Source organism: Achromobacter marplatensis, assembly GCF_002209535.1.
Lineage (GTDB): Bacteria > Pseudomonadota > Gammaproteobacteria > Burkholderiales > Burkholderiaceae_B > Achromobacter > Achromobacter marplatensis.
In genome coordinates, this window is sequence record NZ_NJIG01000006.1 from 354682 (window position 1) to 378030 (window position 23349).

Consider the following 23349-nt stretch of genomic DNA (forward strand, 5'->3'; position numbering starts at 1 on the left):
AAGCCGTCATTACATGGCGTGACCCATGTTGACGTTCATGTTGTACAGCACCCATGCCGAACCGCCGACGATGATGGCGATGATCAGCACGGTGAAGACGAACGCGGCCAGGTTGTCGCGGGCCGACTTCGACGCGCCCATGTGCAGGAAGTACACCAGTTGCACCAGCAACTGGAGCACGCACAGGGCCACCACGCCGATGATGGTGACGGTGTGGGACAGCGCGCCGTGCATCACCAGGCCGAACGAGCCGAAGGTGAGCAGCAGCGAGAGCACGAAACCGATGATGTAGGACTTCAGGCTGCCGTGGTCGGCGGCGTGATCGTCGTGGCCGTGTGCGGCCGCAGCGGAGTGCGACATCAGATGGCTCCCATAAGATAGACGAAGGTGAAGACGCAGATCCAGACGATGTCCAGGAAGTGCCAGAACAGGCTCAGGCACGCCAGGCGACGCTTGTTGATCGAGTCCAGGCCATGGCGGCGGATCATGTCCAAGAGGACGATGATCCAGATCAGGCCGAAGGTGACGTGCAGGCCGTGCGTACCGATCAGCGTGAAGAACGCGGACAGGTAAGCGCTGCGGCCGGGGCCGGCGCCTTCCGTGATCAGGTGATGGAATTCCCAGACTTCCATCGCGATGAAGCCTGCGCCGAACAGGAACGTCACCATCAACCAGCCCATGGCGCGGGACTTGTTGTTGGCGTGCACGTTCAGGTTGGCCATCCCGAAGGTGAAGCTCGAGAACAGCAGCAACAGCGTTTCGACCAGGACGAACTTCAGGTCGAACAGTTCCTTGCCCGTGGGGCCGCCCGCGGTGGCGTTGGACAACACCGCGAACGTGGCGAACAGCACCGAAAAGATCAGCAAGTCGCTCATCAGATAGACCCAGAAACCGAAAACGGTCTTGGATCCATCGTCATGATGCGCGTGATCGTCGTGACCCGCGTGGGGGTGAGTGGCTACGGCTTGAATCATGGCTCAGGCGGCCTTCTGCATTTTTTCAAAGTGGGCGTTTTCGATGCGTTCGACTTCCGCGGCCGGGACCCAGTAATCGACGTCGCGGTCGTAGGCGCGGGCGATGAACGAACCGATCATGCCGACGAAACCGGCGATGGCGAGCCACCAGATGTGCCAGATCAGCGCAAAGCACATCACCAGGCCGAACAGGCCGATGTACACACCGGCGCCGGTGTTCTTCGGCATGTGGATGTCTTCGTACTTGGCCGGGCGCTTGTAGGCCTTGCCGCTTTGCTTGTCTTCCCAGAACTGGTCCAGCTCTTCAACGTGAGGAACGTGGGCGAAGTTGTAGAAAGGAGCCGGCGACGAGATCGCCCATTCCAGGGTGCGGCCATCCCAGGGATCGCCGGTGACGTCCTGGTTTTGCTTGCGCTGGCGGACCGACACGAACACTTGTTGCAGCAGGAACCAGATGCCCAGCATGATCAGCGCGGCGCCAGCCAGCGCGACCAGCAGGTACGGCTGCCACTCGGGGTTGTCGTAGTGGTTCAGGCGACGCGTCATGCCCTTGAAGCCCAGGATGTACAGGGGCATGAAGGCCATGAAGAAGCCGACGAACCAGCAGTAGAACGAGTAGCGGCCCAGGCGCTCATTCAGCGTGAAGCCGAAGGCCTTGGGGAACCAGTAGGTCATGCCCGCGATACAACCGAACACCACGCCACCGATGATGGTGTTGTGGAAGTGGGCGATCAGGAACAAGCTGTTGTGCAGCACGAACGACACGCCGGGGATGGCCAGCATCACGCCGGTCATGCCGCCGATGACGAAGACGATCATGAAGCCCAGCGTCCACAGCACCGGCGTCGTGATGCGCAGGCGGCCGCGGTAGATGGTGAACAGCCAGTTGAAGATCTTGGCGCCGGTCGGGATCGAGATGATCATTGTCGCAATGCCGAAGAAGGCATTGACGTTGGCCCCCGCACCCATCGTGAAGAAGTGGTGCAGCCAGACCAGGAACGACAGCACGCCGATGGCGGCCGTGGCGTAGACCATGGACTTGTAGCCGAACAGCGTCTTGCGGGCGAAGGTGGCAACCACTTCCGAATACACGCCAAACGCCGGCAGCACCAGGATGTAGACCTCGGGGTGGCCCCAGATCCAGATCAGGTTCACGTACATCATGACGTTGCCGCCCATGTCGTTCGTGAAGAAGTGCGTGCCCAGGTAGCGGTCGGCGGTCAGGAGCGCCAGCGTTGCGGCCAGGACGGGGAAGGCCGCGACGATCAGCACGTTGGTGACCAGCGAGGTCCACGTGAAAATCGGCATCTTCATCAGGCTCATGCCCGGTGCGCGCATGCGCAGGATGGTCACGATGAAGTTGATGCCGCTGAGCGTTGTGCCCAACCCGGATATCTGGAGCGCCCAGATGTAGTAGTCCACCCCGACGCTTGGGCTGTAATCCAACCCGGACAGCGGCGGATAGGCGAGCCAGCCGGTCGCGGCGAATTCGCCCACGAACAGCGAGATCATCATCAGCGCGACGCCGGCGCCGAACAGCCAGAAGCTCAGCGAGTTCAGGAACGGGTAGGCCACGTCGCGGGCGCCGATCTGCAGCGGCACCACGATGTTCATCAGCCCGGTGATGAAGGGCATCGCCATGAAGAAAATCATGATGACGCCGTGGGCGGTGAAGATCTGGTCGTAGTGATGGGGAGGCAGGAAGCCCGCGGAGTCGGCGGACGCGACCGCCAACTGGGTACGCATCATGATGGCGTCGGCAAAGCCGCGCAGCAGCATGATCAGCGCGACGATGATGTACATCACGCCGATGCGCTTGTGGTCGACGGAGGTCAGCCATTCCGTCCACAGGTACTTCCACTTGCCGAAGTAGGTGATGGCGCCGAAGACCGCTAGGCCTCCCAGGCACACGGCGGCCAGCGTAACCATGACGATAGGTTCATGGTACGGAATGGCCTCGAGGGTGAGTTTCCCGAGCATTGTTAGTTAATTCCTGCGATCAGATTGTTCGACGTGGAGGTGCACGTGGCGGAGTCCACGCCGGCCATCTTGGACATGGTGCTGCCCAAGACGAAATCAAACATGGCGGGAGGCGCCGAGGAGTACTTGACGACCGGGTTGCGCTCGCTGCGCTTGGTCAGTTCGGCATACACCTCGGGGGTCAGCGCCGTGGGCGAAGCCTTGGCTTCCTTGACCCAGTTGTCGAACCCTTCCTGCGACGTCGCGATGGCCTTGAAGCGCATGCCGGAGAAACCGGCGCCGCTGTAGTTGGCCGAGATGCCGGCATAGGTGCCAGCTTCCGTCGCATTCAGGTGCAACTTCGTTTCCATGCCGGCCATCGAGTAGATCTGGCTACCCAGCTGGGGGATGAAGAACGAATTCATGACCGAAGCCGACGTGATCCGGAAGTTGACCGGGACGTCCACGGGGAACGCAATTTCGTTCACCGTGGCGATGTCGTACTCGGGGTAGATGAACAGCCATTTCCAATCCAGCGACACCACCTCGATGGTGACGGGCTTGTGTTCGGAAACAAGCGGCTTGTAGGGATCCAGCGCGTGCGTGGAGCGCCAGGTGATCACGGCAAGAATCGCCACGATGATACAAGGAACGGTCCAGACCACGACTTCGATCGCCGTGGAGTGGGCCCACTTGGGCTGGTAGTCGGCTTTGGTATTGGACGCGCGGTATTTCCACGCAAACGACACGATCATGAACAGTACTGGAATCACAACGATGAGCATCAGCCCCGTCGCCGTGAACAGCAAAGTCTTTTCCTGAGCGCCAATGTCTCCCTTGGGGGAGAGGATTTCCATGTTGCAGCCGCCAAGCAGCATGACCGCGCCGACGCCAAAAATGCGCGTTAGGGTCGCAAGGAGGGGGTGTTTCACGTACAGCCTTGGATGGATGGTTGGAAATGCTGCAGGGCAGCAGACTGGAATGCTGCCAAGCAGCAACGTCCATCCTATCGGCTTGATATCGGTCAAGCCTGCGACACATGGTCGCATTGCCTGGGAGGATTCTGCCCCCAGCGGGGCACATTCAGGGTTTTCCTAGGGAGCAGATGCCCTAGGGAGCAGAACGGGGGTGCGACGATATGTCGCAGGTGCACATGAGGGTGTTGTAAAGATGTGTCGCAACTGCACAAGTCAGTCGACGAGTACCTCGCGTTCCGGCCCCGGTTTTTTTGCCAGCTTGCGCTGCAGGGAACGGCGGTGCATGCCCAACAGGCGCGCCGCCGCCGAAACGTTGCCGCCAGTCTCGTGCAGGGCCTGATGGATGTGCTCCCATTCTAGGCGGTGCAACGGCGTCATGGTCGTTTCGATCGTAACGGATTCTGGCTTTACCAGGCCCAGCGTGCGCAGGATCATCGGCGCGGTGGCCGGCTTGGGCAGGTAGTCGTCCGCGCCGCGCTTGATGGCTTCCACCGCAGTCGCCACGCTGGCGTAGCCCGTGACCAGCAGGATCCGCATGTCCGCACGCAGGGCGCGAAGCGGGCGGATGAGCGTCAGGCCGGAGTCCTCGCCCAGGCGCAGGTCCACCAGGGCGAAGGCCGGCCGGATCTCCTCGGCCACGCGCAGCGCTTCCGCGATGCCGGTGGCGGTGCGGGTTTCCAGGCCACGGCGCGACAGGCTGCGCTGCAAAGTGCGCACATACAGTTCGTCGTCGTCGATCAACAGGCCAAGGTCGGTAGGATTCATCACTGTCAGGTTCCGGGGTTGCCCAGGGGCAGGTAAAAGCGGATGCGGGTGCCTCCCCCTGAGGCGGCGGTCATGGTCATTTCACCGCCCAGCTGTTCCACGGTGGCGTGCGAGAGCGCCAGGCCAACGCCCAACCCTCCCGGCTTGCCGCTGTTGAACAGGCTGGTCGCGGGCAGCAGGGTCTGGTCGGGGTCGAAACCGCGCCCGTAGTCCCGCACTTCGCCGCGCAGGGCGCCATAGCCATATTCCAGATGCAGGTCCACGCGGGGGGCCTCGGCGGCCTCGCCGGCGTCCGCCGCGTTGTTCAAGAGCGCTTGCAGCAGGTGCGCGATCGCCGGGTCCACCCGCAGGCTGGTCGGCAGGACGCCCGAGCGTTGCAGGTCGATCGTTGGCCGGATCAGGCGCCATTGCCCCACCACACGCACCAGGTCCACTGCGGTTGGGACCGCCAGATTGCGGATGCGTTCCCGGCACAGGGCCAGCAATTGGCTCAAGGTGGCCACGTCGTCGCGCAGGTCGTCGTCCTTGACCTCGGCGGCGATCTCGTCGGCCAGGAGCGTCATGGTGGCAAGCGGCGTGTTCAGTTCATGCGCCATGGCCGCCGCGTGCGTGGCCAGGGCGACGATGCCCTCGTTGCGGGTGAAGCGTTCGCGCAGCCGGGCCAGTTCGCGCTCGCGGTCGCGCAGGTCCGACGCCAGCCGGGTGGAAAACACCAGCACGACCACTACGGAAATCAGGAAGTTCACGCCCAGGCCCCAGAGCAGCAGGGAATGGGTGTCGACGTCGCCGCGCAGGGGCTGGCCGAAGATGGCCGCCGCCGCATAGCCGGAAATGCCCGCCACCGCCGCCGCCAGCGCCCAGTTGCGCGGCAGCGCCAGGGCCGCCAGTGCGGTCAGGATCAGGAACATCGTGCCGAACGGATTGCTGATGCCGCCGCTCCAGCCCACCATCCACGACAACACCGCCATGTCGACGAACAGGTGGCCGAAGGCGGTGGCGTGGGACAGGTCTCGGGGGCGGCGCAGGCGCAGGCTGGCGTAGGCGTTGAATCCGATCAGCACGCCCACGCCGATCCACAAGGGCTCAAGCGGCAGGGCAAGGCCCAGCACGCTGCTGGCCAGCAGGATGGTGGCGGCTTGGCCCGCGATGGCGAGCCAGCGCAGGCTGCATAAGGTACGCAGGAATGAAAAGGCGGAACTACCGGGCATATCCAGACACAGAGGTGCCGGCGGGCCCGCCGGCGGGTCAAGCGCCCGGCGGCGCGGAACGCAGGCATCCGGCGCGCGGCGCAAGCGGCCGGCTGCCGTCGGGCCTGATTACGGCGACGACGGCGGATGTGCTGGCATTGTATGGCGATTCAGCCTGACACGCTGACGGGGGCGTCAGATGGTGCGTCCCCGATATTCGCCAAGCGGTCCTGCGCGTCAATGGATATCGGACATGCCGCTGTGGGCCATGGCCGCGGGCGGGTAGTCTTCCTGGTCGGACGCCATCTGGCCTTGGACCTGGGCCTGCTGCAATTCCTGCTCGACCTGGGCGCGGCTTTCGGATTGGGTGGACGCGACGGGGGGCGGGTAGTCTTCCTGGCCGAACGAATACGTGCCGTTGGCCTTGGCCTGGGCCAGTTCGGCGGCCACCTGGGCGGAGGTCTTGGCGGTGGGGGCCGGGTAGCCGACGCGCCAGTCGCCGTACAGATCGCGCTTGTACTGGGTGGTGGGGGCCGCGGTTTGGGCCTGGGCAGCTCCCGCGACAGCCAAGCCGGCGCAAAGCAACAACGTGGTGGTGAAGGTCTTCATGAAACGCTCCTGGCAAACAAAGCCTGCGGCCGGTCTGGCCGCGCCGTCGTCCGCGATGTTGCCGACGGACGATTTCCTGGATGCGGGAATGCCTGGCCGGGTGCGTGAAAACGGCGCGCATCCGGTCTTTTCAATTCGACAGGGCGAGCGCCGTGGTGTTGCAGGGAAATCGGCGGCGGGACGCGAAAGGTATTTCAAGCCTGAAGTACAGGTGTCATTCGGCTTTCATGGGGTCGTTCCCCATTGGCCGCGGCCGCCGCCAGCTTGCTCTCTATATATAGCTCAGTGGCCGTGCTGCGTCGCCGGGGCGGAGCCGGCCTTGGCGTTCAACGCGCGGGCCTCGGCCTGCACCGGCACGCGGCGCTGCTGTTGCTTGGCATCTTCCACCACCAGCGTCAGCGGGATGCGGTCGCCCGGATTGATCTGCCGGGCCAGGTCGATCAGCATCACGTGATAACCGCCGGGTTTCAGCTCCACCGGCTGGCCGGCGGGCAGGTCGATGCCGGGCACCTGGCGCATTTTCATGACGTTGTCCTGCATGGCCATCTCGTGCACTTCCACGTGCTTGGCGGCATCGGACTCCACGGCCACCAGGCGGCCGGGTACGGCCGAGGTCAGGCGCATGAAGGCGCCGGTGGCATGCTGGCTGGGCACGGTGGCGCGCACCCAGGCGTCGTCCACCTTCAAGGCGGCGTCCTGCGCCAGGGCGGTGGGCGCAACCCCCGCCAGCGCGCACAGGGAAAGGGCGGCGGCCAGGGACTTGAGCGAAATTTTCTTCATCATGGTGGCTTCTCTATCGGGTTGGCGGCGTGGAGTCACAGCACGGTGCGCAGGTCTTGCACGCATTCTTCGGCGGTCTGCTGGTGGCGCAAGGCCAGCCGCAGCTTGCCCTGGGCGTCGATGATGTAGGTGAGCGCGGTGTGATCCATCGTGTAGGACGAGCCGGTGGCGACCTTTTGATAGAACACCTTGAAGGACTGGGCGGCTGCGCGGGTCTGCTCCGCATCGCCGCGCAGCCCGACGAACGCCGGATCGAAGGCCTGGGTATAGGCGCTGAGGATCTCGGGCGTGTCGCGCTCCGGGTCGACGGTGATGAACAGGACTTTCAATTTGTCGGCATCGGCGCCCAGCAGGCCCTTGATCTCGATGGCGCGGGTCAGCGCCGTCGGGCAGATATCCGGGCATTGCGTGAAACCGAAGAACAGCATGACGGGATGGCCGCGGTAGTCGGCCAGGCGGCGCGTCTGGCCGCTCGTGTCCTGCAATTGGAAATCGCCGGTCGGCATGCCGGACAAATCCATGCCGTGCAGCTTGGGGGCCTCGGGCCCGCAGCCGGCCAGGGCCACCAGGGCGAAGGAGGACAGGAGCAGGCGGCGCCGGGGATCGGGCGCATGGGCGAGCGCCGCGCCGGCGCGCGCGCGCAGGGCGGGGAAATGCATGAAGGGGGAAGGCATGAAAACCTCTTTGGTCGACGGATCGGCAAGGCGCGCGGCGGGGCCGCGCTGTCAGGCGGAGTCAGGCCAAAGCAGGTGGGGCGCGGGAACCCAGGGGCGGGCCATGGGCGGCCAGCGCGGGCAGCGCCCGGTAGGCGGGCGGGGGGGGCACGTACCGGCCCGCCGGCAGCAGGATGGGCGTTACCGCCGGAGTGGGCGCCGGCGCGACGTGCGCCAGCAGCCCGAACGGGCATTGCGCGCCCGTCTTGGCGGTGTCGTGCCCGGATGGGCGCTCGTCGCCGCCTGCGCGGGCCAGCGCCACGCTGAGCGTGGACAGGTCGCCCGCGGCGGAACAGAAGGTGACTTCCAAGCGGCCGTCATGCAACGCACGGGCATCGGGCATGTAGCCCGCCGGCACCAGGGCGCGCAAGGTCAGGGCCAGAAGCGCCAGCCACAGCACCCCGTGGGCGCGCGCGGCGCGTCCCAGGCGGTGGAGGCGGGTCAGGTCAGGCATCGCGCCATTTTAGTCATGCCGGCGGGTCAATCCCCTGCGTCCAGACGCCGCACCAGGGCGATATAGCGGCGTTGCGCCTGATCCGTCGGCAGCCCGGCCAAGAGGCGCCAGGCGGCGTGGCCGACCTGGTCTCGGGCATCGGCATCGGGCGGCGCGGCCAGCGGGGCGTCGCCGTGGCGCGCTTGCTGCTCGTAGGCGGCCAGGCGGATCGCCACGGCGGCCGACGGCGGCGCGGAGAGCGAGCGCAATTCGATGACCGCGGCTTCGAATGCGTCGGGCAGGGCGGCCGCGCCGAGCGCCAGCGTGGCGTCGTCCATGGCGTCGCCCTCGGGTTCGTGGCCGCCGGCGGCGGCCAGGCGGCGCCACAAGGCGTCTTCGCGTTCGGGCTCGTCGGCGCGCGCGGTCACCTTGCTGATGGCGTTGTTGCGCAGGCGCAGGGTATGCGTGGACGCCCCTTGATACAGGCTGGCGCCGTCCTGCACCTGAAAGCGCAACGGCAGGGCGATGGAGCGCCCCGCCAGCGCGGGCTGCCCCACGTCGCTGACCGCGAAGGTGTTGCGCGAATAGTCCATGAGCCGTGAGAACAGGTTGATCAGCGCGCCGCGGCCTTCGTAGACGCCGCTGATTGGGTTGTCGCCCTCTTCGGTCCAGACCACGTCTTCGGCAAACAGCGGGAACAGTGTCTCGAATTCGCCGGCCAGCAGGGAGTCGCGGTACGCGCCCAGGATGCGTTCGACATCCGCGGCGCCCATGGGGGCGCCGCGTGCGGCGGCGCGCGGGGACTGGGCGGCGGCAGGGTCGCGGTCCATGAATTGCAGCACGGTGGCGGCCACGAGGTCGCGGTCGTTGTCCACGCAGATCATGTGATAGCTGTTGTTCAACAGGACCAGCTGGCTGCCCGCGATGGCCTCATGCAACAGCTGCGCCGAGCGCACGGACGTGAGCTCGTCTTCGTGCGCGTGCATGATCAGCGTGGGGCAGCCAATACCGTCCAGCCCGCGCCTGACGGCGTCGCGCAGCCGGTCGACTTCACGCACGCAGGCCAGCGGCACCCAGCGGTAGTGGAAGTTCTCGCCCCGCTCAAACTTGGCCTTGACGATGGACCGGACCAGCTCGTTCTTGATGCCGTAGGGCTCTTCCTCTTCCACGCGCATGCGCGCGGCCAGGCCGGGAATGCGGTAGACCAGCTTGCGCAGGCCGCGGTACCAGGGCGTGCTCCAGCCATCGATGAAGACGGGGGCTGCCAGCGACACCAGCTTGCCCTGCTTGTGCCCGACCCGTTTGCATAGCTCGACCGCCAGCAGCGCGCCCAGGCACATGCCCATGACGTGCAGGGTGTCGTGGCGCGCGGCGACTTCGTGGTACTTCTGCGTCACGGCGTCCAGCCAGTCTTCCATGCGCACCGACAGCAGGTCCTCGGGCGAGGCGCCGTGCCCGGGCAGGGTCAGGCTGTACGTCTGGATGCCGGCGCGCTTCAGGACCTTGTGCATCGAGCCCAGGTCGTACTCCGTGCCACCCAATCCGTGGATCAGGAGGGCGCCCGTGCCGGACGGCGCGTCGGGGCTATTGGATGGCATCGGCGGGCTCGCGCTCGATCTCGCCCAGCCGCCACATGCCGGCGACGACGGCCACGCTGCCGTCGAAGTCCGACAACGGCGAGCCCCGGTCGCTGACCAGCCGCCAGCCGCCTGCCGTGTGCGCCACGCGGAACAGCAGGGGCGTGCGGTCCTGGGCGCCCGCGCGGCGGGCCGCCCAGTGCATCGCCAGGCGCGACCGGTCTTCCGGATGTGCATGAGCGGCCAGGGATTCCAGATCGGTGATGGCGCCGGCGGGCAGGCCGAAGGCGTCCTGCAGGTCGCCCGCCAGTTCCAGCTTGCCGTCATAGGGATTGAAGCGGTACATCAGCTGGTGGCTGCCGGCCAGCGCCAGGTCGAAGCGGCCGCGCCATTGTTCAGCGTTCTCAAGCGCCTGGGCGCGCGCGCCGCGCAGGGTGTTGACGAGCAGCAGCAGCAAGGCCGTGACGACCAGGTAGACCTGGGTGGCCAGCAGTACGTGCCAGGGGTCGTTGGCCTCGACGAAGGGACCTTCGCCCTGGGCGCTTTGGTACAACGCCATCAGCATCAGGGTCACCATTGCCAGCGTGCCGCCTGGCGTGCCCCAGACCAGCGCGATCAGCACCGCGAACACCAGCGGCAGATAGGTCAGCTCGAAGGACACGACATAGGGCAGGTTCTGGATCATGTCGCCGTCGAACGTCATGAAGGTCGACACGATCATCAAGGCGTACGCCACCGCGCCGATCAGCAGGTCCCGCATGCGCGGGCCGCCCGAGCGGCGGGGCCGGAACTGCGCCCAGCCGGTCAGCGCCGGCGCCAGGATCAGCACGCCCGCCAGATACGCCGTGACCCAGGTGCGCAGCCGCACCAGCGCGTGCGCTTCCTGCGTCAGCCACAGCCAGCCGCCGCCCATCAAGGCGCTGCTGGCGGCTCCCGCGACTGCACCGGCCAGCAACGCGGCTACGAAGCCGGGGCCCTCGGCGCGCGGCGACAGGCGCTGCACGGTCCACGCGGCCAGCAGCGAAGACAGGCTGCCCGTCAGCGCGAAGACGATGGCGGTGGCCGGCTGCCCGCGCGACACAAGCGTCAGGAGCAACTGGGCGCAGAAGAATCCCGCCACCAGCAGCAGCCAGTTGCGGCGGGCGGTCAGCAGGTAGGCGCCGACGGCCACCCCGGGCGGCAGCCAGACGAACAAGGCGTGGCTGACCGGGTCGCTGAGCAGGTGCGAAAACACCCCGCACAGCAGATAGGGGATGGTCCACAGCAGGCAAAGCGGATTCTTTCTAACCGTGTCGGTCATACCCATGTCGGTCCTTGCAAACGCATTGAGGCGTGGCGAAGCGCGTTCACCGTGATCAGCGGGTTATACACGGCCCGGACGCCGCTGCGAAGCACCCGCGCCACACTGGCACCCGAAAATCTTGGTACCCTTGAATGCACTTCCGTTTCCACCGCCATCTCAGTGCCCCAGGTTTCAGTGCTTTCCTTGTCCGCCCCGACCCTGTCCGTGCCCGCCTGCCCCCTCCCTTGCGCGGCGCCTGCCGGCCCGCCCCAGTTCGACAGACGGCCCCGCCTGCTCGGGCGGCTATGGATGTGCGCCTGCATCGTCGTGCTGCTGGCGCTGTTGTCCGCCTGCGGCACCACCAAGGTCCAGCCCGGCTACTACCGCGTGCAGTCCGGCGACACGCTGACGCAGATTGCGCGCAAGCAGGGCACCAGCGTCAGCAATCTGGTGCGGTGGAACGGCTTGTCGAATTCGAACGCGATCGAGGTCGGGCAGATGCTGCGGGTGCAAGCGCCGGGAGGCCAGGCCAGCACGTCCGGTTCCGGCAAGGCGCAGTCCAAGCCGACGACTTCTTCGCCACGGACCTCCACCTCCACGGCCAAGCGGCGCACCGCGCCGCCGGGCGCGATCTCGCTGGTGTGGCCGGCGCAGGGCAAGGTCACGCGCGGCTACGACGGCGGCGGTTCCAACGGCATCGTCATCTCCAATTCCTCGGGCACGCCGGTGGTGGCTGCGGCGGGCGGCACCGTCGCCTATTCGGGCAGCGGCCTACGGGGCTACGGCCACCTGGTCATCGTCAAGCACAACGCCAGCTTCCTCAGCATCTATGCGCACAACAGCAAGCTGCTGGTCAAGGAAGGCCAAAGCGTGAAGCAGGGGCAGAAGATCGCCGAAATGGGCAATAGCGACAGCAAGCAGGTCGGACTGTATTTCGAATTGCGCTATGACGGCCAGGCGGTCGACCCGGCGGGGAACCTGCCGCCCAAATAGTCGGGCGGCGCCCAGCCTATACCGCCGCGTCCTGCGTCAGGGTCGAGATGAACGTGGCGGTGCGCGGGTCCGCGGGGTGCGAGAAGATCGTCCGGGACTCGCCGGATTCCACGACGACGCCATCCAGCAGGAACACCACTTCGCGCGATACGCTGGCGGCCAGGCGTAGGTCGTGCGTGGCCATCAGCATGGTCATGCCTTCCGTGGCCAACTGGCGCAGTACATCCACCACTTCGGCCGCCAGGCCGGGATCCAGCGCGGAGGTCGGCTCGTCGCACAGCAGCACGCGCGGGGCGGGCGCCAGCGCGCGGGCAATGGCCACGCGCTGCTGCTGGCCGCCCGACAGGTTGGCAGGCCAGGCGTCGGCCTTTTCGGCCATGCCGACCTTCTTCAGCAATTCCTCGGCGCGCGCGCGGGCGCGGTCCAGGGGCCACTTCTGCACGGTCAGCAAACCTTCCATCACGTTGCCGATCACCGTTTGGTGCGGAAACAGCTGAAAGTTCTGGAACACCATGCCGGTCTGCTTGCGCACGCGCTGCACCTGTTCGCGCGCCAGCTTCCGTCCGGGCTCGAATTCAACGGTTTCCGGCCCGATGGATAGCGTGCCGCGGTCGGGCACCTCCAGCAGGTTCACGCAGCGCAGCAAGGTGCTCTTGCCGCTGCCCGACGGGCCGATCAAGGCGGTGACGCTGCCTTCGGCGATGCTCACGTCCACTTGCTTGAGCACCGGATTGCCGCCGAAGGACTTTTCGATTTTCTGCAGGCGGATCATCGGCTTTTCTCGGAGAACACGGCGTGCTGGCCAAAGCGCCTTTCCAGCCGGACTTGCGCGGCGGACAGGACGGAACTGAACACCAGGTAGATCAGCGCCGCCTCGGTGTAGAGGATCAGCGGCTCATAGGTGACGGCCGCGATGCGTTGCGCAGCCTGGAAGATTTCGGGCACGGTCAGCACGGCGGCCAGCGACGTGTCCTTGACCAGCGCGATGAACGAATTCGACAGGGGCGGCACCGCCACGCGGGCCGCTTGCGGCAGGATGGTGCGGCGCAGCGCCTGGCCGCGCGTCATGCTGAGCGAATACGCCGCTTCCCACTGGCCCTTGGTGATGGATTCGATGGCGCCGCGGATGACCTCCGAGTTGTAGGCGCCCACGTTCAACGTGAAGCCGATCAGCGCGGCGGGCAGCGGATCCAGCACGATGCCCACGCTGGGCAGGCCGTAGAAGATCACGAACAGCTGCACCAGCAGCGGCGTCCCGCGGATCAACCAGACATAGAAACGCACCACCGCTACCAGCGGCGCCGGGCCGAACAGGCGGATCAACGCCACCAGGAAAGCCAGCGCCAGCCCCAGCGCGAACGACATCAGCGTGAGCGGCACCGTGAAGACCAGCCCGGCGTGCAGCAACGGCCAGAACGAGTCGGCCATCAACTGCACCCAGGCCGGCACGGTCCACGACCCGATCTGCGCCAGCAGCCAATCGGGGATGACGGTTTGCAGCCAGGAGGGTAGCGTCATGTGCGTGCGTGCCGCTTACTGCGCCGACAGGTCCGTGCCGAAGTACTTGACCGAAATGGTCTTGTAGGTGCCGTCGGCCTTGATGTCGGCCAGCGCCTTGTTGATGGCGGCTTGCAGCTCGGGGTTGCCCTTGCGGATCAGCACGCCGGAGTTGCTGAATTCTGCGGTCTTGTCGGTGGCGGCGATCTTCACCTTGGCGTTGGGTTTTTGCTTCTTGAAGTCCAGGAACGACAGGTTGTCGTTGACCGTGGCTTCCACGCGGCCCGAGGTCAAGAGATCGATGGCTTCGTTGAAGCCCTGCACGGCGACGACTTCCGCCCCATGGCTTTGCGCCAGCTTGCCGAAGTTGCTGGTCAGCGTGTTGGCCGACTTCTTGCCCTTCAGGTCGGCAAACGACTTGATGGTGGTGTTGTCGTCGCGCACGATCAGCACGGCAGCCGATGAGATATAGGGATCGGAGAAATCGTATTTGGCTTTGCGCGCGTCGGTGATGCCGACCTGGTTGATCACGGCGTCGTAGCGCTTGGCGTCCAGCCCCGCGATGAGGCCGTCCCATTTGCCTTCGACGAATTGGGCCTTAACGCCCAGGCGTTCGGCGATGGCGCGCCCAATGTCCACGTCAAAACCGGTAAGCTGGCCCGATGTGTCGTGGAAGGTGAAGGGGGCGTAGGTGCCTTCGGTGCCGATCTTGAACGTGCCGGCGGATTTGATCTGGTCCAGGCCGGACTGGGCGTGGGCAGCGGTCAGGGCGGCGGCCTGGATAAGGCCGGCGATGAACAGCGAGCGGAAGAGTTTCATGGCAATGCTCCACGGATGAACGGTGTCATTCTGGAGAGCTTGCGGGTGTGCAATACCCTCCGGCGTAGCCGCACTCTAACAACGCGCCTATTTTTCCACAAAGCATAAGGAATAGTAAAAATATAGCTGCAAGTCATATGGTTACACCCGCCCGGCGCGACCTGCGCCGGGCGCAATCAATCTGCAAAGCGAGGGAGATCGGTGTGGAACAGCAATGGAACAGGCGGGCGTTCATGATGGCGGCTGCGGGCGCGGCGGCGGTTGCCGGGGTAATGCCCGCGCAGGGCGCCAACGGCTTGCGGCTGACGCCCGGGGGAGGCAGCATCACCCAGGTGTCCGGGTTGCGCGTGGGCCACTACACCGATACCCGCCGCCCTACCGGCTGCACGGTCATCATCGCCGAAGCGGGCGCCACGGGTGGGGTGGATGTGCGCGGTGCCGCGCCCGGCACCCGCGAGACCGATCTGCTGAATCCCGTGAACATGGTGGAAAAGGTGCACGCCATCGTGCTGTCTGGCGGCAGCGCGTTCGGCCTGGACACCGCTACGGGCGTCATGCGCTATCTGGAAGAAAAGAAGATCGGCTTCGATGTGGGCGTGGCGCACGTGCCCATCGTGCCGGCCGCCATCCTGTTCGACCTGGGCGTGGGCGACGCCTCCATCCGGCCGGATGCGGCGGCCGGTTACCAGGCCTGCAAGTCGGCCACCACCGCAGCGCCGCAGGAAGGCAACGTCGGCGCTGGGGCAGGCGCTACCGTGGGCAAGCTCTACGGCGCCAAGCGCGCCATGAAGGGCGGCATCGGCAGCGCCTCGTTGACGGTGGCGGGCGTGACCGTGGGTGCGATCGTGGCCGTGAACGCGGTGGGCGACGTGCTGGACCCCGCTACCGGGCGCATCCTGGCCGGCGCGCGCACGCCGGACGGCAAGCATCTGCTGGATACGCGGGCGGCCATCCTGGCGGGCGACCTGCCCAATTCCATGCGCCCCGGCACCGCGACCACCATCGGCTTGGTCGCCACCGATGCCACGCTGACCAAGGCGCAGGCGCAGAAAATCGCCGGCATGGCCCACGACGGGCTGGCTCGCACCATCAACCCCATCCACACGATGATGGACGGCGACACGATCTTCGCGCTGGGCACCGGCACCTCCGGCAAGCCGGGCAATGTGATGCTGCTGGGCGTCATGGCGGCGGAAGCCATGGCGATCGCGGTGCAGCGCGCCATCCTGGCCGCGCGCGCGGTGGAAGGCTTTCCCGCCGCCGTGGACTTCATTGCCTGACCTCAGATTGTCACAGGACGGGAACATCATGGGGGACACCGGGCATCCGGTGTCCTGGGGGCTCTCTATGTACGAAGGCGAACGATTCAACGGCGCCACGCACCTGGCCGGCCTGGCGCTGGCCGTGGGCGCGTCCGGTTGGCTGATCTCGCGCGCGGCCGAACTGAAGGTGGACACGAAACAGATCGTCAGCTGCGCGGTGTTCGCGGCGTCGATGATCGCCGTCTATGCCTCGTCGGTGCTGTACCACTGCACCCGCGGCCGCAACAAGGCCCGCTGGGCCAAGGCGGACCATTGCGCCATCTACCTGCTGATCGCCGGGACCTATACGCCGCTGGCGTTCGGGCCGGTGGAGCACGGGTGGGGCGCCGCGATGGGCGTGGCGATCTGGTTGCTGGCCGCCATCGGCATCAGCCGCGAACTCTGGTGGGCGCGCGGCGCGGCGCCAGCCTTGCCGCTGTACCTGGCGATGGGCTGGCTGGGGGTGATGTTCGCCGCCCCGATCGCGGGCGCGCTGTCGTCCGCGGGCCTGGCTTGGCTGCTGGCGGGGGCGGCCGCGTACACGGTGGGCACGCTGTTCTACGTGAACGACAAGCGCTGGCGCCACGCCCACGGGATCTGGCACCTTTTCGTGATGGGCGGGTCGGCCTGCCATTTCGTCACCGTGTTCGGCTTCCTGCGCTACGGCACGCCCGCCTGAACGGGGGCGTGCCGACCGTCCGGGCGGGAGGGGGCTTAGCGCCAGCTGGCCAGCGGCAGCATGCCGCCCCGGTCTTTTACCTTTCTCATGACGATATGCGAACACAGGTCGCGCACCCCGGCGATCTTGCTGAGCTTGTCTTCGACGAACTGCGAAAACGCCGACAGGTTGCGCGTGCGCACCGTGAGGATGTAGTTGGAGGCGCCCGTCACGATGCTGGCTTCGGTGATTTCGTCGTGGGCGGCGATGCCCGCCAGGAACGCTTCGTGCCAGCCCGGGCGCGACTGGTCCAGCGACACGTGGACGATGGCCTCCAGCTCGAACCCCAGCTTTTCGGCGTCCAGCACGGCCCGGTATTGCCGGATCATGCCGCCTTCCTCCAGCGCCCGCACGCGGCGCAGGCAGGCCGAGGGCGACAGCGCCACCTGTTCGGCCAGGTCCTGGTTGCTGAGCTGGCCGTTCTCTTGCAGGCGGTACAGGATGCGCTGGTCGATCGCGTCTAGTTGCATGGGCAATCCAATTCTGAAAATTCGGGTTTCGTGCAATTTACTGCGGAATCTTAGGGTAAGCCACGCCCGGATTTGCAATATTTCGGCTCATCGGCGCTGCTATCCTGTTTGCAGGATATTGCCCGAAGGAGCATTGCATGACTACGCGTGAAGACTGCGTCGCCGCAGACCGGAAAGACCCCCTGGCCTCCCTGAAGGCGCGCTTCGAACTGCCGCCCGGCGTGCTGTATATGGACGGCAATTCGCTGGGCGTCAGCCCGAAGGCCGCCGCCGCCCGCGCCGCCGACGTCATCACGCAGGAATGGGCCACGGGCCTGATCCGCAGCTGGAACACCGCCGGCTGGTTCGAATTGCCCGCCCGCCTGGGCGACAAGCTGGGCAGCCTGCTGGGCGCGCGCGAGGGTGAACTGGTCGTCACCGACACCACGTCGCTGAATATCTTCAAGGCCTTGGCCGCCGGGCTGCGCATCCAGCAGGACAAGCAGCCGACGCGTCGCGTCATCCTGTCCGAACGCGACAACTTCCCGACCGATCTCTACATGATCCAGGGCATGATCGACCTGCTGCAGCAGGGCTACGAGATGCGCCTGATCGACGACGAGCTGCCGCTGGACAAGGCGCTGGACGACTCCGTCGCCGTGATGCTGCTGTCGCACGTGAACTACCGCAGCGGCCAGATGCACGACATGGCCGCCGTGACCGCGCTGGCGCACGAACGCGGCGCGCTGACCATCTGGGACCTGGCGCATGCCGCAGGCGCGGTGCCGGTGGACCTGAACGGCGCCAACGCCGACTTCGCCGTCGGCTGCACCTATAAATACCTGAACGGCGGCCCGGGTTCGCCCGCCTTCATCTGGGTGGCGCCGCGCCACACCAAGGACTTCTGGCAGCCGCTGTCGGGCTGGTGGGGCCACACGCGCCCGTTCGACATGGCCGTTGCCTACGAGCCGGCCGGCGGCATCCGCCGCTACCTGTGCGGCACCCAGCCCATCGTGTCGCTGTCGCTGGTGGAATGCGGCCTGGACGTGGCCCACGAGGCCGACATGGCCGAAGTGCGCAGCAAGTCGCTGGCCCTGGGCGACCTGTTCATCGCGCTGGTCGAGGAACGCTGCGAGGGCCATCCGCTTACGCTCGTCACGCCGCGCAAGCACGCCGACCGCGGCAGCCACGTGAGCTTCCGCCATCCCAATGGCTACGAGGTGATGCAGGCGCTGATCGCGCGTGGCCTGATCGGCGACTACCGCGAACCCGAAGTGCTGCGCTTCGGCCTGACGCCGCTGTACTTCGGCTATGCGGACGTGTGGGACGCGGTGGATATCCTGAAGGACGTGCTGGACAGCCGCGCCTGGGACAAGCCCGAATTCAAGCAACGGTCCGCCGTGACTTGAACGCCACGAAGCGTTGCCTTATCGCGCAGGCCAAACCGGCCTTACATCCATAAAGAGAGCGCAGTACAAGGAGGAGACAATGCGGCAACAACAAGGGTTCGGCGAAATCGCCGAACGTGAAAAGGGGCTCAAGCGCCGCTTGACCTCGGGCCAGATGAGCATGATCGCCATCGGCGGGGCCATCGGCACCGGCCTGTTCCTGGGCAGCAAATTCGCCATCGGATTCGCCGGCCCCAGCGTGATCATCAGCTACGCCATCGGCGGGCTGATCACGCTGCTGCTGATGGGCTGCCTGGCCGAAATGACGGTGGCGCATTCCACGTCCGGGTCTTTCGGCGCCTATGCCGAGCACTACGTCGGCCCGCTGGCGGGCTTCCTGGTGCGCTACGCGTACTGGTCCTGCGTCGTGCTGGCGGTAGGCACCGAAGTGACGGCCGTCGCCGAGTACATGAAGTACTGGTTCCCGGGAGTGCCCGGCTGGCAATGGGTCTGCGTGTTCTCGGCGGCGCTGATCTTCATCAACGCGATGAGCGTCAAGGCGTTCGGCACCATCGAATACTGGTTCTCGACGATCAAGATCACGGCGATCGTGGCCTTCATCATCCTGGGCGCTTACGTGGTCTGGGGCAATCCGCAGTACGGCACGGCGCTGTACACCTCGCATGGCGGGTTCTTCCCGAACGGCGTGTGGGGCATGTGGATCGCCGTGGTGATCTCGATCTTCAGCTACCTGAGCGTGGAGATGATCGCGGTGGCTGCCGGCGAAGCCGAGGACCCCGAACGCGCCGTCAAGAAGGCGTTTCGCGCCACCATCGTCCGGCTGGTCGTCTTCTACCTGCTGACCTTGGCGCTGATCCTGGCCATCGTGCCGTGGGATGAAGCGGGCAAGGGCGGCAGCCCGTTCGTGAAGGTGATGCAGGCGCTGGACATCCCAGGCGCGGCGGGCGTCATCAACTTCATCGTGCTGGTGGCGGCGTTGTCGGCCATGAACAGCCAGCTCTACATCACGACGCGCATGATGTTCAGCCTGTCGCGCGCCGGCCATGCGCCGTCCGTGCTGGGCCGGCTGACGCGCAGCGGCACGCCGCTCAACGCGCTGCTGCTGTCGACCAGTGGCATCGCCATCGCGGCCGTGCTCAACGCGCTGTACCCCGAGACCTCGTTCACGCTAATGATGGCCATCTCGATGTTCGGCGCGCTGTTCACCTGGATGATGATCTTCGTCACGCATTACTTCTTCCGCCGCCGCTGGGCGCGCGAAGGGGGGGCTGCGCTGTCGTTCCGGATGCCGGGGTTCCCCGTCCTGACGCTGCTGGGCGCGGTCGCGATGCTGGCAATCCTGATCACGACGGCGTTCACCGGCGTGTTCAAAATGACGCTGGCCTTTGGCGTGCCGTTCCTGCTGATCCTGGCGGCGCTCTACTTCCTGCTGTTCAAGAAGCGCGGCGAAACCGTCGTGCTGCAGACGCGCGGCCAGCGCGGGTAGTCAGCACGGCGACGGGGCGCTAGCGCCCCGGGCCGTTGCCGCATTGCCGGATCGCCGCCAGCATCGCGCGGGCGCGGGCCGGCAGCGAGCGCGACGCGTACACGGCGTGCATCTGCGGCGCGGCGCCTTGGGCGGAGGTCACGGTATAGGCCGGGCACACCCGTACCAGCGCGCCGCGTTCGATCTCCGGCTGCGCGGCCCAGTCCGCCAGCCGCGCGATCCCCATGCCTTGCAGGACCATCGCCATCAAGCCGCTGCCGCTGCTGACGCGCACGGCGGGTTCGGCGTGCAGCCGCACGATGCGCTTGTCTTGCCGAAGGTGCCAGTCCTTCAGCACGCGCGGCCCGGTGTGCATCACCAGGCGATGCGACCTCAGGTCTTCGGGTTCGCGGGGCAGGCCCATGCGGCGCACATAATCCGGGCTGGCGCACAGCAGCCGGTCGTATGGCCAGAGGCGCGCGCCCAGCAGGTCGCTGGACGCCGGAAAACCGCCTCGGATCGCGAAGTCCAGGCCTTCGGCGATCGGGTCCACCCATTTATCGGTGTACAGGATGTCCATGCTGACGCCGGGATGCGCGTCGGCATACTGGCGCAGCACGGCGGGTAGCAGCGCCACGCCCAGCAGATCCGGCGCCGAAAAGCGCAAGCGACCCTGCACGCCGCCTTGTGCGTCCTGCAAATCGTCGCGGGCCTGGGCCTCCAGGCGCAGCAGCTCGCGTGCCGACTGGAAATAGCTTTCACCCTGTGGGGTCAGCACGACGCTGCTCTTGCTGCGCAACAGCAATTGCGCGCCTACCTGGCGCTCCAAGGCTTGCACGGCCCGCGTCACGGCGCTGGGCGAGGCGCCCAGGGCGCGCGCGGCCAGCACGAAGCTCTGGCGTTCGGCCACGGCGCAGAACACCTGGTATTCCCATAGCGCGCCTCGTTCCATGCGGATTCTCCATTGCGTTTTCCGCAACATGATATTGCAACGCTGCGGCGCACGCCCAGCCTAGACTGGCGGCTTTCCTGACTTGCCTGCCTACCTCATGTCGCAACCCTGCTATGTGGACCCGCTTTCCGGCGAACGCTACCCGATCACCGATGCCCGCTGGTGTTCCGACGCGCAAACCCCGCTGATGATCTCGCCGTTGCCGGGGATATCCCGCGACGATATCGATACGCGCGACCGTTCCATCTGGCGCTATCGCGCCGCCTTGCCGCAGGACATCGCCCAGCCGGTTTCCCTGGGCGAGGGCGCCACGCCGATGGTCGAGCGTGCCTGGGGCGGCCTGCGGCCCCATTTCAAGCTGGAATGGTTCAACCCCACCTGCAGCTTCAAGGACCGGGGCGCGGCGGTCATGCTGTCATGGCTGCGCCAGATCGGCATCCCCGCTGTTGCCGAAGACAGTTCGGGCAACGGCGGCGCGGCCATCGCGGCCTTCGGTGCAGCGGCGGACATGGGGGTCACCATTTTTGCGCCCGCCTACACGTCTATCGCCAAGGTGGCGCAGATCCGCGCGTTCGGCGCCGACGTGCGCCTGGTGGAAGGCCCGCGCGAAAACTCGCAGACCGAAGCCATCCGCGCCTCGCGCGATATCTTCTACGCCAGCCACAACTGGCAGCCGTTCTTCCTGCAGGGGACGAAGGCCATCGCGTACGAGATGTGGGAAGACTTTGGCTTCCAGGCGCCCGACAACGTCGTGATCCCGGCGGGCGCCGGCAGCAATGTGCTGGGCTGCGCCATCGGGTTTGCCGAGTTGCTGGCGGCCGGACAGATCCGCCGGCGGCCCAAGCTCTTCGTGGCGCAGCCGCTGAATTGTTCGCCGGTGGACGCCAGCTTCCATGCGGGCGTGGACAGCGCCGTGCCGCGCGAGGCGCTGCCCACCGTGGCCGAAGGCACGGCCATCAAGCATCCGGTGCGCTTGCGCGAGGTATTGCAGGCCGTGCGCGCCAGCGGCGGCCAGACGGTGGCGGTGCCGGAAGCGGACATCGTGGCCGCGGTGAAACGGCTGGCGCTGTCGGGCCTGTACGCGGAGCCGACCAGCGCCACGGCGGCCGCGGCGCTTCAGGTATTGGAAGCGCGCGGCGCGATCCAGGCCAACGAACGCACCGTGGTCCTGCTGACCGGAACGGGCATCAAGTCCACCCAGTTCATGACGGACCTGTATTCGGCGGCGTGAGCGACGTGGCCCGCTTGACCGCATTGCTGTCGTTTGCGCTGCTGGTGCCGCTGGACTACCTGTGGTTCAGCTGGCTTGGGCTGCTGCGGCAATGACGGGTTCGGGCGCGGCCGTTGCCTGCGGCGCTGGCGAGAACACGCGCAGGCGGTGGCCGTCGGGATCCAGGGCAACGAAGGTGCGCCCGAAATCCATGTCGGTGGGCGCTTGCAGGATAGGCAGGCCGCGCAGGCTCCATTCCACATGGCGCTGGTTGACGACGTCCGCGTCGGCCACGGCAAACACCAGTTCGGACGCGCCGCCGCGACCGGCCGCGGGCGGTTCCACCGTATAGCGCGACCACAGGCCCAACTTCAGACCGGAGTCCAGCACGAAGAGGGCGAAGGTGGGGGAATTCTCGACCGGCTGGCGTTGCAGCAGCGCGCTGTAGAACGCCGCGCTGGCCTGGGGCTTTTCGACGTAGAAGAGGACGTAGTTGGTGTCGGACATGATGCGCTCCTGGTGGTTGATGCGCTCATGTTAGGCAGGGGTACTGTCAGTTTTTGGCAGTAGTGTGCATCAGGTGTTTTTGGGTTCCTGGTGGATCGCACGCCACTCTTTCAGCAAGGCGTGGCGCCGTCGCGGATAGCGGTCGCCGGCAGTCACGGCGGCGATGCGGTCGGTGCGGAAGTGCCGGAAATCCTGGCGCAGTTCGCACCAGGCCATGACCAGCCGCACGCTATCGAAAAAGCCCAGCGCAAAGGGCCAGATCACGCGGGCGGAATCCGACCCCTTGTCGTCGCGGTATTGGATTTCCAGTTTGCGTTCGCTGCGGATCGCCTGGCGGATCAGCGCCACGTCGACCCGGTCGACGACTGCGCTGGCGCTGGGGGCCACCAGCAACGGAATGGCGTCCAGCTCGTCGCGCAGTTCCTGCGGCAGCACCGCGCCGATCTTGGCCAGCGCATTGCGGGCAGCCAGCCCCAGGCGTTCGTCCGAGCGGCCCGCCACCCAGCGCGTGCCCAGCACCAGGGCTTCTATCTCTTCGGTGCTGAACATCAGGGGCGGCAGCATGAAGCCGGGGCGCAGCACGTAGCCCACGCCGGGCTCGCCTTCGATCTCGGCGCCCTGGCATTGCAGCGTCGCGATGTCCCGGTACAGCGTGCGCAGGCTGATGCCCATTTCAGCGGCCAGCCGGTGGCCGCTGACGGGCAGGCGGTGGCGGCGCAAGGTCTGGAGCAGCTCCAGCAGACGTTCGGTGCGGGACATGGGGCAGGGCGATG

General features: G+C 66.4%; 25 protein-coding genes. 6 read left to right on the forward strand and 19 right to left on the reverse strand.

What is annotated here, in order from left to right; all coding sequences use genetic code 11:
• Positions 1–9: 9 nt before the first annotated feature.
• The 12 genes from cyoD to CEY09_RS16915 form a co-directional block, all read right to left on the reverse strand.
• Complete coding sequence (cyoD, locus tag CEY09_RS16860) at positions 10–360, reverse strand: cytochrome o ubiquinol oxidase subunit IV (protein WP_006222594.1); 351 nt, start codon at positions 358–360, stop codon at positions 10–12.
• Complete coding sequence (gene cyoC, locus CEY09_RS16865; protein ID WP_006222595.1) at positions 360–974, reverse strand: cytochrome o ubiquinol oxidase subunit III; 615 nt, start codon at positions 972–974, stop codon at positions 360–362. Before cyoC ends, cyoD begins: the two co-directional genes overlap by 1 nt.
• 3 nt (positions 975–977) lie before the next feature.
• Positions 978–2954 (reverse strand): cytochrome o ubiquinol oxidase subunit I, encoded by a 1977-nt coding sequence (gene cyoB / locus CEY09_RS16870; protein ID WP_088589522.1) that lies wholly within the window; start codon positions 2952–2954, stop codon positions 978–980.
• 2 nt (positions 2955–2956) lie between these two features.
• Entirely contained in the window at positions 2957–3865 is a 909-nt protein-coding gene (gene cyoA, locus CEY09_RS16875) for a ubiquinol oxidase subunit II (protein WP_088589523.1), read from the reverse strand.
• Between the two features lie 258 nt (positions 3866–4123).
• Positions 4124–4675 carry a response regulator transcription factor gene (locus CEY09_RS16880; protein WP_006221322.1) on the reverse strand — a complete coding sequence of 184 codons (552 nt, stop codon included), beginning with the start codon at positions 4673–4675 and terminating at the stop codon, positions 4124–4126.
• Positions 4676–4680: 5 nt separating this feature from the next.
• On the reverse strand, positions 4681–5883 hold the full coding sequence (locus tag CEY09_RS16885; protein ID WP_088589524.1) for a HAMP domain-containing histidine kinase: 1203 nt from the start codon (positions 5881–5883) through the stop codon (positions 4681–4683).
• Between the two features lie 216 nt (positions 5884–6099).
• Positions 6100–6471, reverse strand: coding sequence for a DUF4148 domain-containing protein (locus tag CEY09_RS16890; RefSeq protein ID WP_088589525.1), 372 nt, complete (start codon positions 6469–6471; stop codon positions 6100–6102).
• 282 nt (positions 6472–6753) lie between these two features.
• Positions 6754–7251: a copper chaperone PCu(A)C gene (locus CEY09_RS16895; protein ID WP_088589631.1), complete on the reverse strand. Its 498-nt coding sequence runs from the start codon at positions 7249–7251 to the stop codon at positions 6754–6756.
• Between the two features lie 35 nt (positions 7252–7286).
• Complete coding sequence (locus CEY09_RS16900) at positions 7287–7910, reverse strand: SCO family protein (protein WP_088589632.1); 624 nt, start codon at positions 7908–7910, stop codon at positions 7287–7289.
• Positions 7911–7986: 76 nt separating this feature from the next.
• Positions 7987–8418 (reverse strand): DUF2946 family protein, encoded by a 432-nt coding sequence (locus CEY09_RS16905; protein WP_088589526.1) that lies wholly within the window; start codon positions 8416–8418, stop codon positions 7987–7989.
• A 26-nt stretch (positions 8419–8444) separates the two neighbouring features.
• The gene (locus CEY09_RS16910) at positions 8445–9995 is read right to left on the reverse strand and encodes an acyl-CoA-binding protein (RefSeq protein WP_088589527.1); all 1551 of its coding nucleotides are present in this window, start codon (positions 9993–9995) and stop codon (positions 8445–8447) included.
• Positions 9982–11274: an MASE1 domain-containing protein gene (locus CEY09_RS16915; protein ID WP_088589633.1), complete on the reverse strand. Its 1293-nt coding sequence runs from the start codon at positions 11272–11274 to the stop codon at positions 9982–9984. Before CEY09_RS16915 ends, CEY09_RS16910 begins: the two co-directional genes overlap by 14 nt.
• A gap of 291 nt (positions 11275–11565) precedes the next feature.
• Between CEY09_RS16915 and CEY09_RS16920 the strand changes: the two genes are divergently transcribed.
• Positions 11566–12249 (forward strand): peptidoglycan DD-metalloendopeptidase family protein, encoded by a 684-nt coding sequence (locus tag CEY09_RS16920; protein ID WP_088589528.1) that lies wholly within the window; start codon positions 11566–11568, stop codon positions 12247–12249.
• Between the two features lie 16 nt (positions 12250–12265).
• On the opposite strand, the gene CEY09_RS16925 is transcribed toward CEY09_RS16920, so the two are convergent.
• From CEY09_RS16925 to CEY09_RS16935, 3 genes are all read right to left on the reverse strand, one after another.
• A complete protein-coding gene (locus CEY09_RS16925) occupies positions 12266–13021 on the reverse strand; it encodes an amino acid ABC transporter ATP-binding protein (RefSeq protein WP_006222606.1) in 756 nt (251 codons plus the stop codon).
• Complete coding sequence (locus tag CEY09_RS16930; RefSeq protein WP_088589634.1) at positions 13018–13698, reverse strand: ABC transporter permease subunit; 681 nt, start codon at positions 13696–13698, stop codon at positions 13018–13020. The genes CEY09_RS16925 and CEY09_RS16930 overlap by 4 nt, the downstream gene beginning before the upstream one ends.
• A gap of 84 nt (positions 13699–13782) precedes the next feature.
• Positions 13783–14565, reverse strand: a complete 783-nt coding sequence (locus tag CEY09_RS16935; protein WP_088589529.1) for an amino acid ABC transporter substrate-binding protein — start codon at positions 14563–14565, stop codon at positions 13783–13785.
• A gap of 203 nt (positions 14566–14768) precedes the next feature.
• Here CEY09_RS16935 and CEY09_RS16940 point away from each other — a divergent pair, with 203 nt between their 5' ends.
• On the forward strand, positions 14769–15845 hold the full coding sequence (locus CEY09_RS16940) for a P1 family peptidase (RefSeq protein ID WP_234818331.1): 1077 nt from the start codon (positions 14769–14771) through the stop codon (positions 15843–15845).
• A gap of 67 nt (positions 15846–15912) precedes the next feature.
• Positions 15913–16545 (forward strand): PAQR family membrane homeostasis protein TrhA, encoded by a 633-nt coding sequence (gene trhA, locus CEY09_RS16945; RefSeq protein WP_006222610.1) that lies wholly within the window; start codon positions 15913–15915, stop codon positions 16543–16545.
• Between the two features lie 35 nt (positions 16546–16580).
• On the opposite strand, the gene CEY09_RS16950 is transcribed toward trhA, so the two are convergent.
• The gene (locus CEY09_RS16950; protein ID WP_006222611.1) at positions 16581–17054 is read right to left on the reverse strand and encodes an Lrp/AsnC family transcriptional regulator; all 474 of its coding nucleotides are present in this window, start codon (positions 17052–17054) and stop codon (positions 16581–16583) included.
• A gap of 137 nt (positions 17055–17191) precedes the next feature.
• Between CEY09_RS16950 and kynU the strand changes: the two genes are divergently transcribed.
• Together kynU and CEY09_RS16960 are read left to right on the forward strand one after the other, a co-directional pair.
• Complete coding sequence (gene kynU / locus CEY09_RS16955; protein ID WP_088589531.1) at positions 17192–18442, forward strand: kynureninase; 1251 nt, start codon at positions 17192–17194, stop codon at positions 18440–18442.
• Between the two features lie 79 nt (positions 18443–18521).
• On the forward strand, positions 18522–19928 hold the full coding sequence (locus CEY09_RS16960; RefSeq protein ID WP_006222613.1) for an amino acid permease: 1407 nt from the start codon (positions 18522–18524) through the stop codon (positions 19926–19928).
• 19 nt (positions 19929–19947) lie between these two features.
• Here CEY09_RS16960 and CEY09_RS16965 read toward each other — a convergent pair whose 3' ends face one another.
• The gene (locus CEY09_RS16965; RefSeq protein WP_088589532.1) at positions 19948–20859 is read right to left on the reverse strand and encodes a LysR family transcriptional regulator; all 912 of its coding nucleotides are present in this window, start codon (positions 20857–20859) and stop codon (positions 19948–19950) included.
• Between the two features lie 97 nt (positions 20860–20956).
• Here CEY09_RS16965 and CEY09_RS16970 point away from each other — a divergent pair, with 97 nt between their 5' ends.
• Positions 20957–22090, forward strand: coding sequence for a threonine synthase (locus tag CEY09_RS16970; protein ID WP_088589533.1), 1134 nt, complete (start codon positions 20957–20959; stop codon positions 22088–22090).
• 66 nt (positions 22091–22156) lie between these two features.
• On the opposite strand, the gene CEY09_RS16975 is transcribed toward CEY09_RS16970, so the two are convergent.
• Together CEY09_RS16975 and CEY09_RS16980 are read right to left on the reverse strand one after the other, a co-directional pair.
• Positions 22157–22576: a VOC family protein gene (locus CEY09_RS16975; protein ID WP_088589534.1), complete on the reverse strand. Its 420-nt coding sequence runs from the start codon at positions 22574–22576 to the stop codon at positions 22157–22159.
• Positions 22577–22645: 69 nt separating this feature from the next.
• Complete coding sequence (locus tag CEY09_RS16980; protein WP_088589535.1) at positions 22646–23335, reverse strand: helix-turn-helix transcriptional regulator; 690 nt, start codon at positions 23333–23335, stop codon at positions 22646–22648.
• Positions 23336–23349 lie beyond the last annotated feature (14 nt).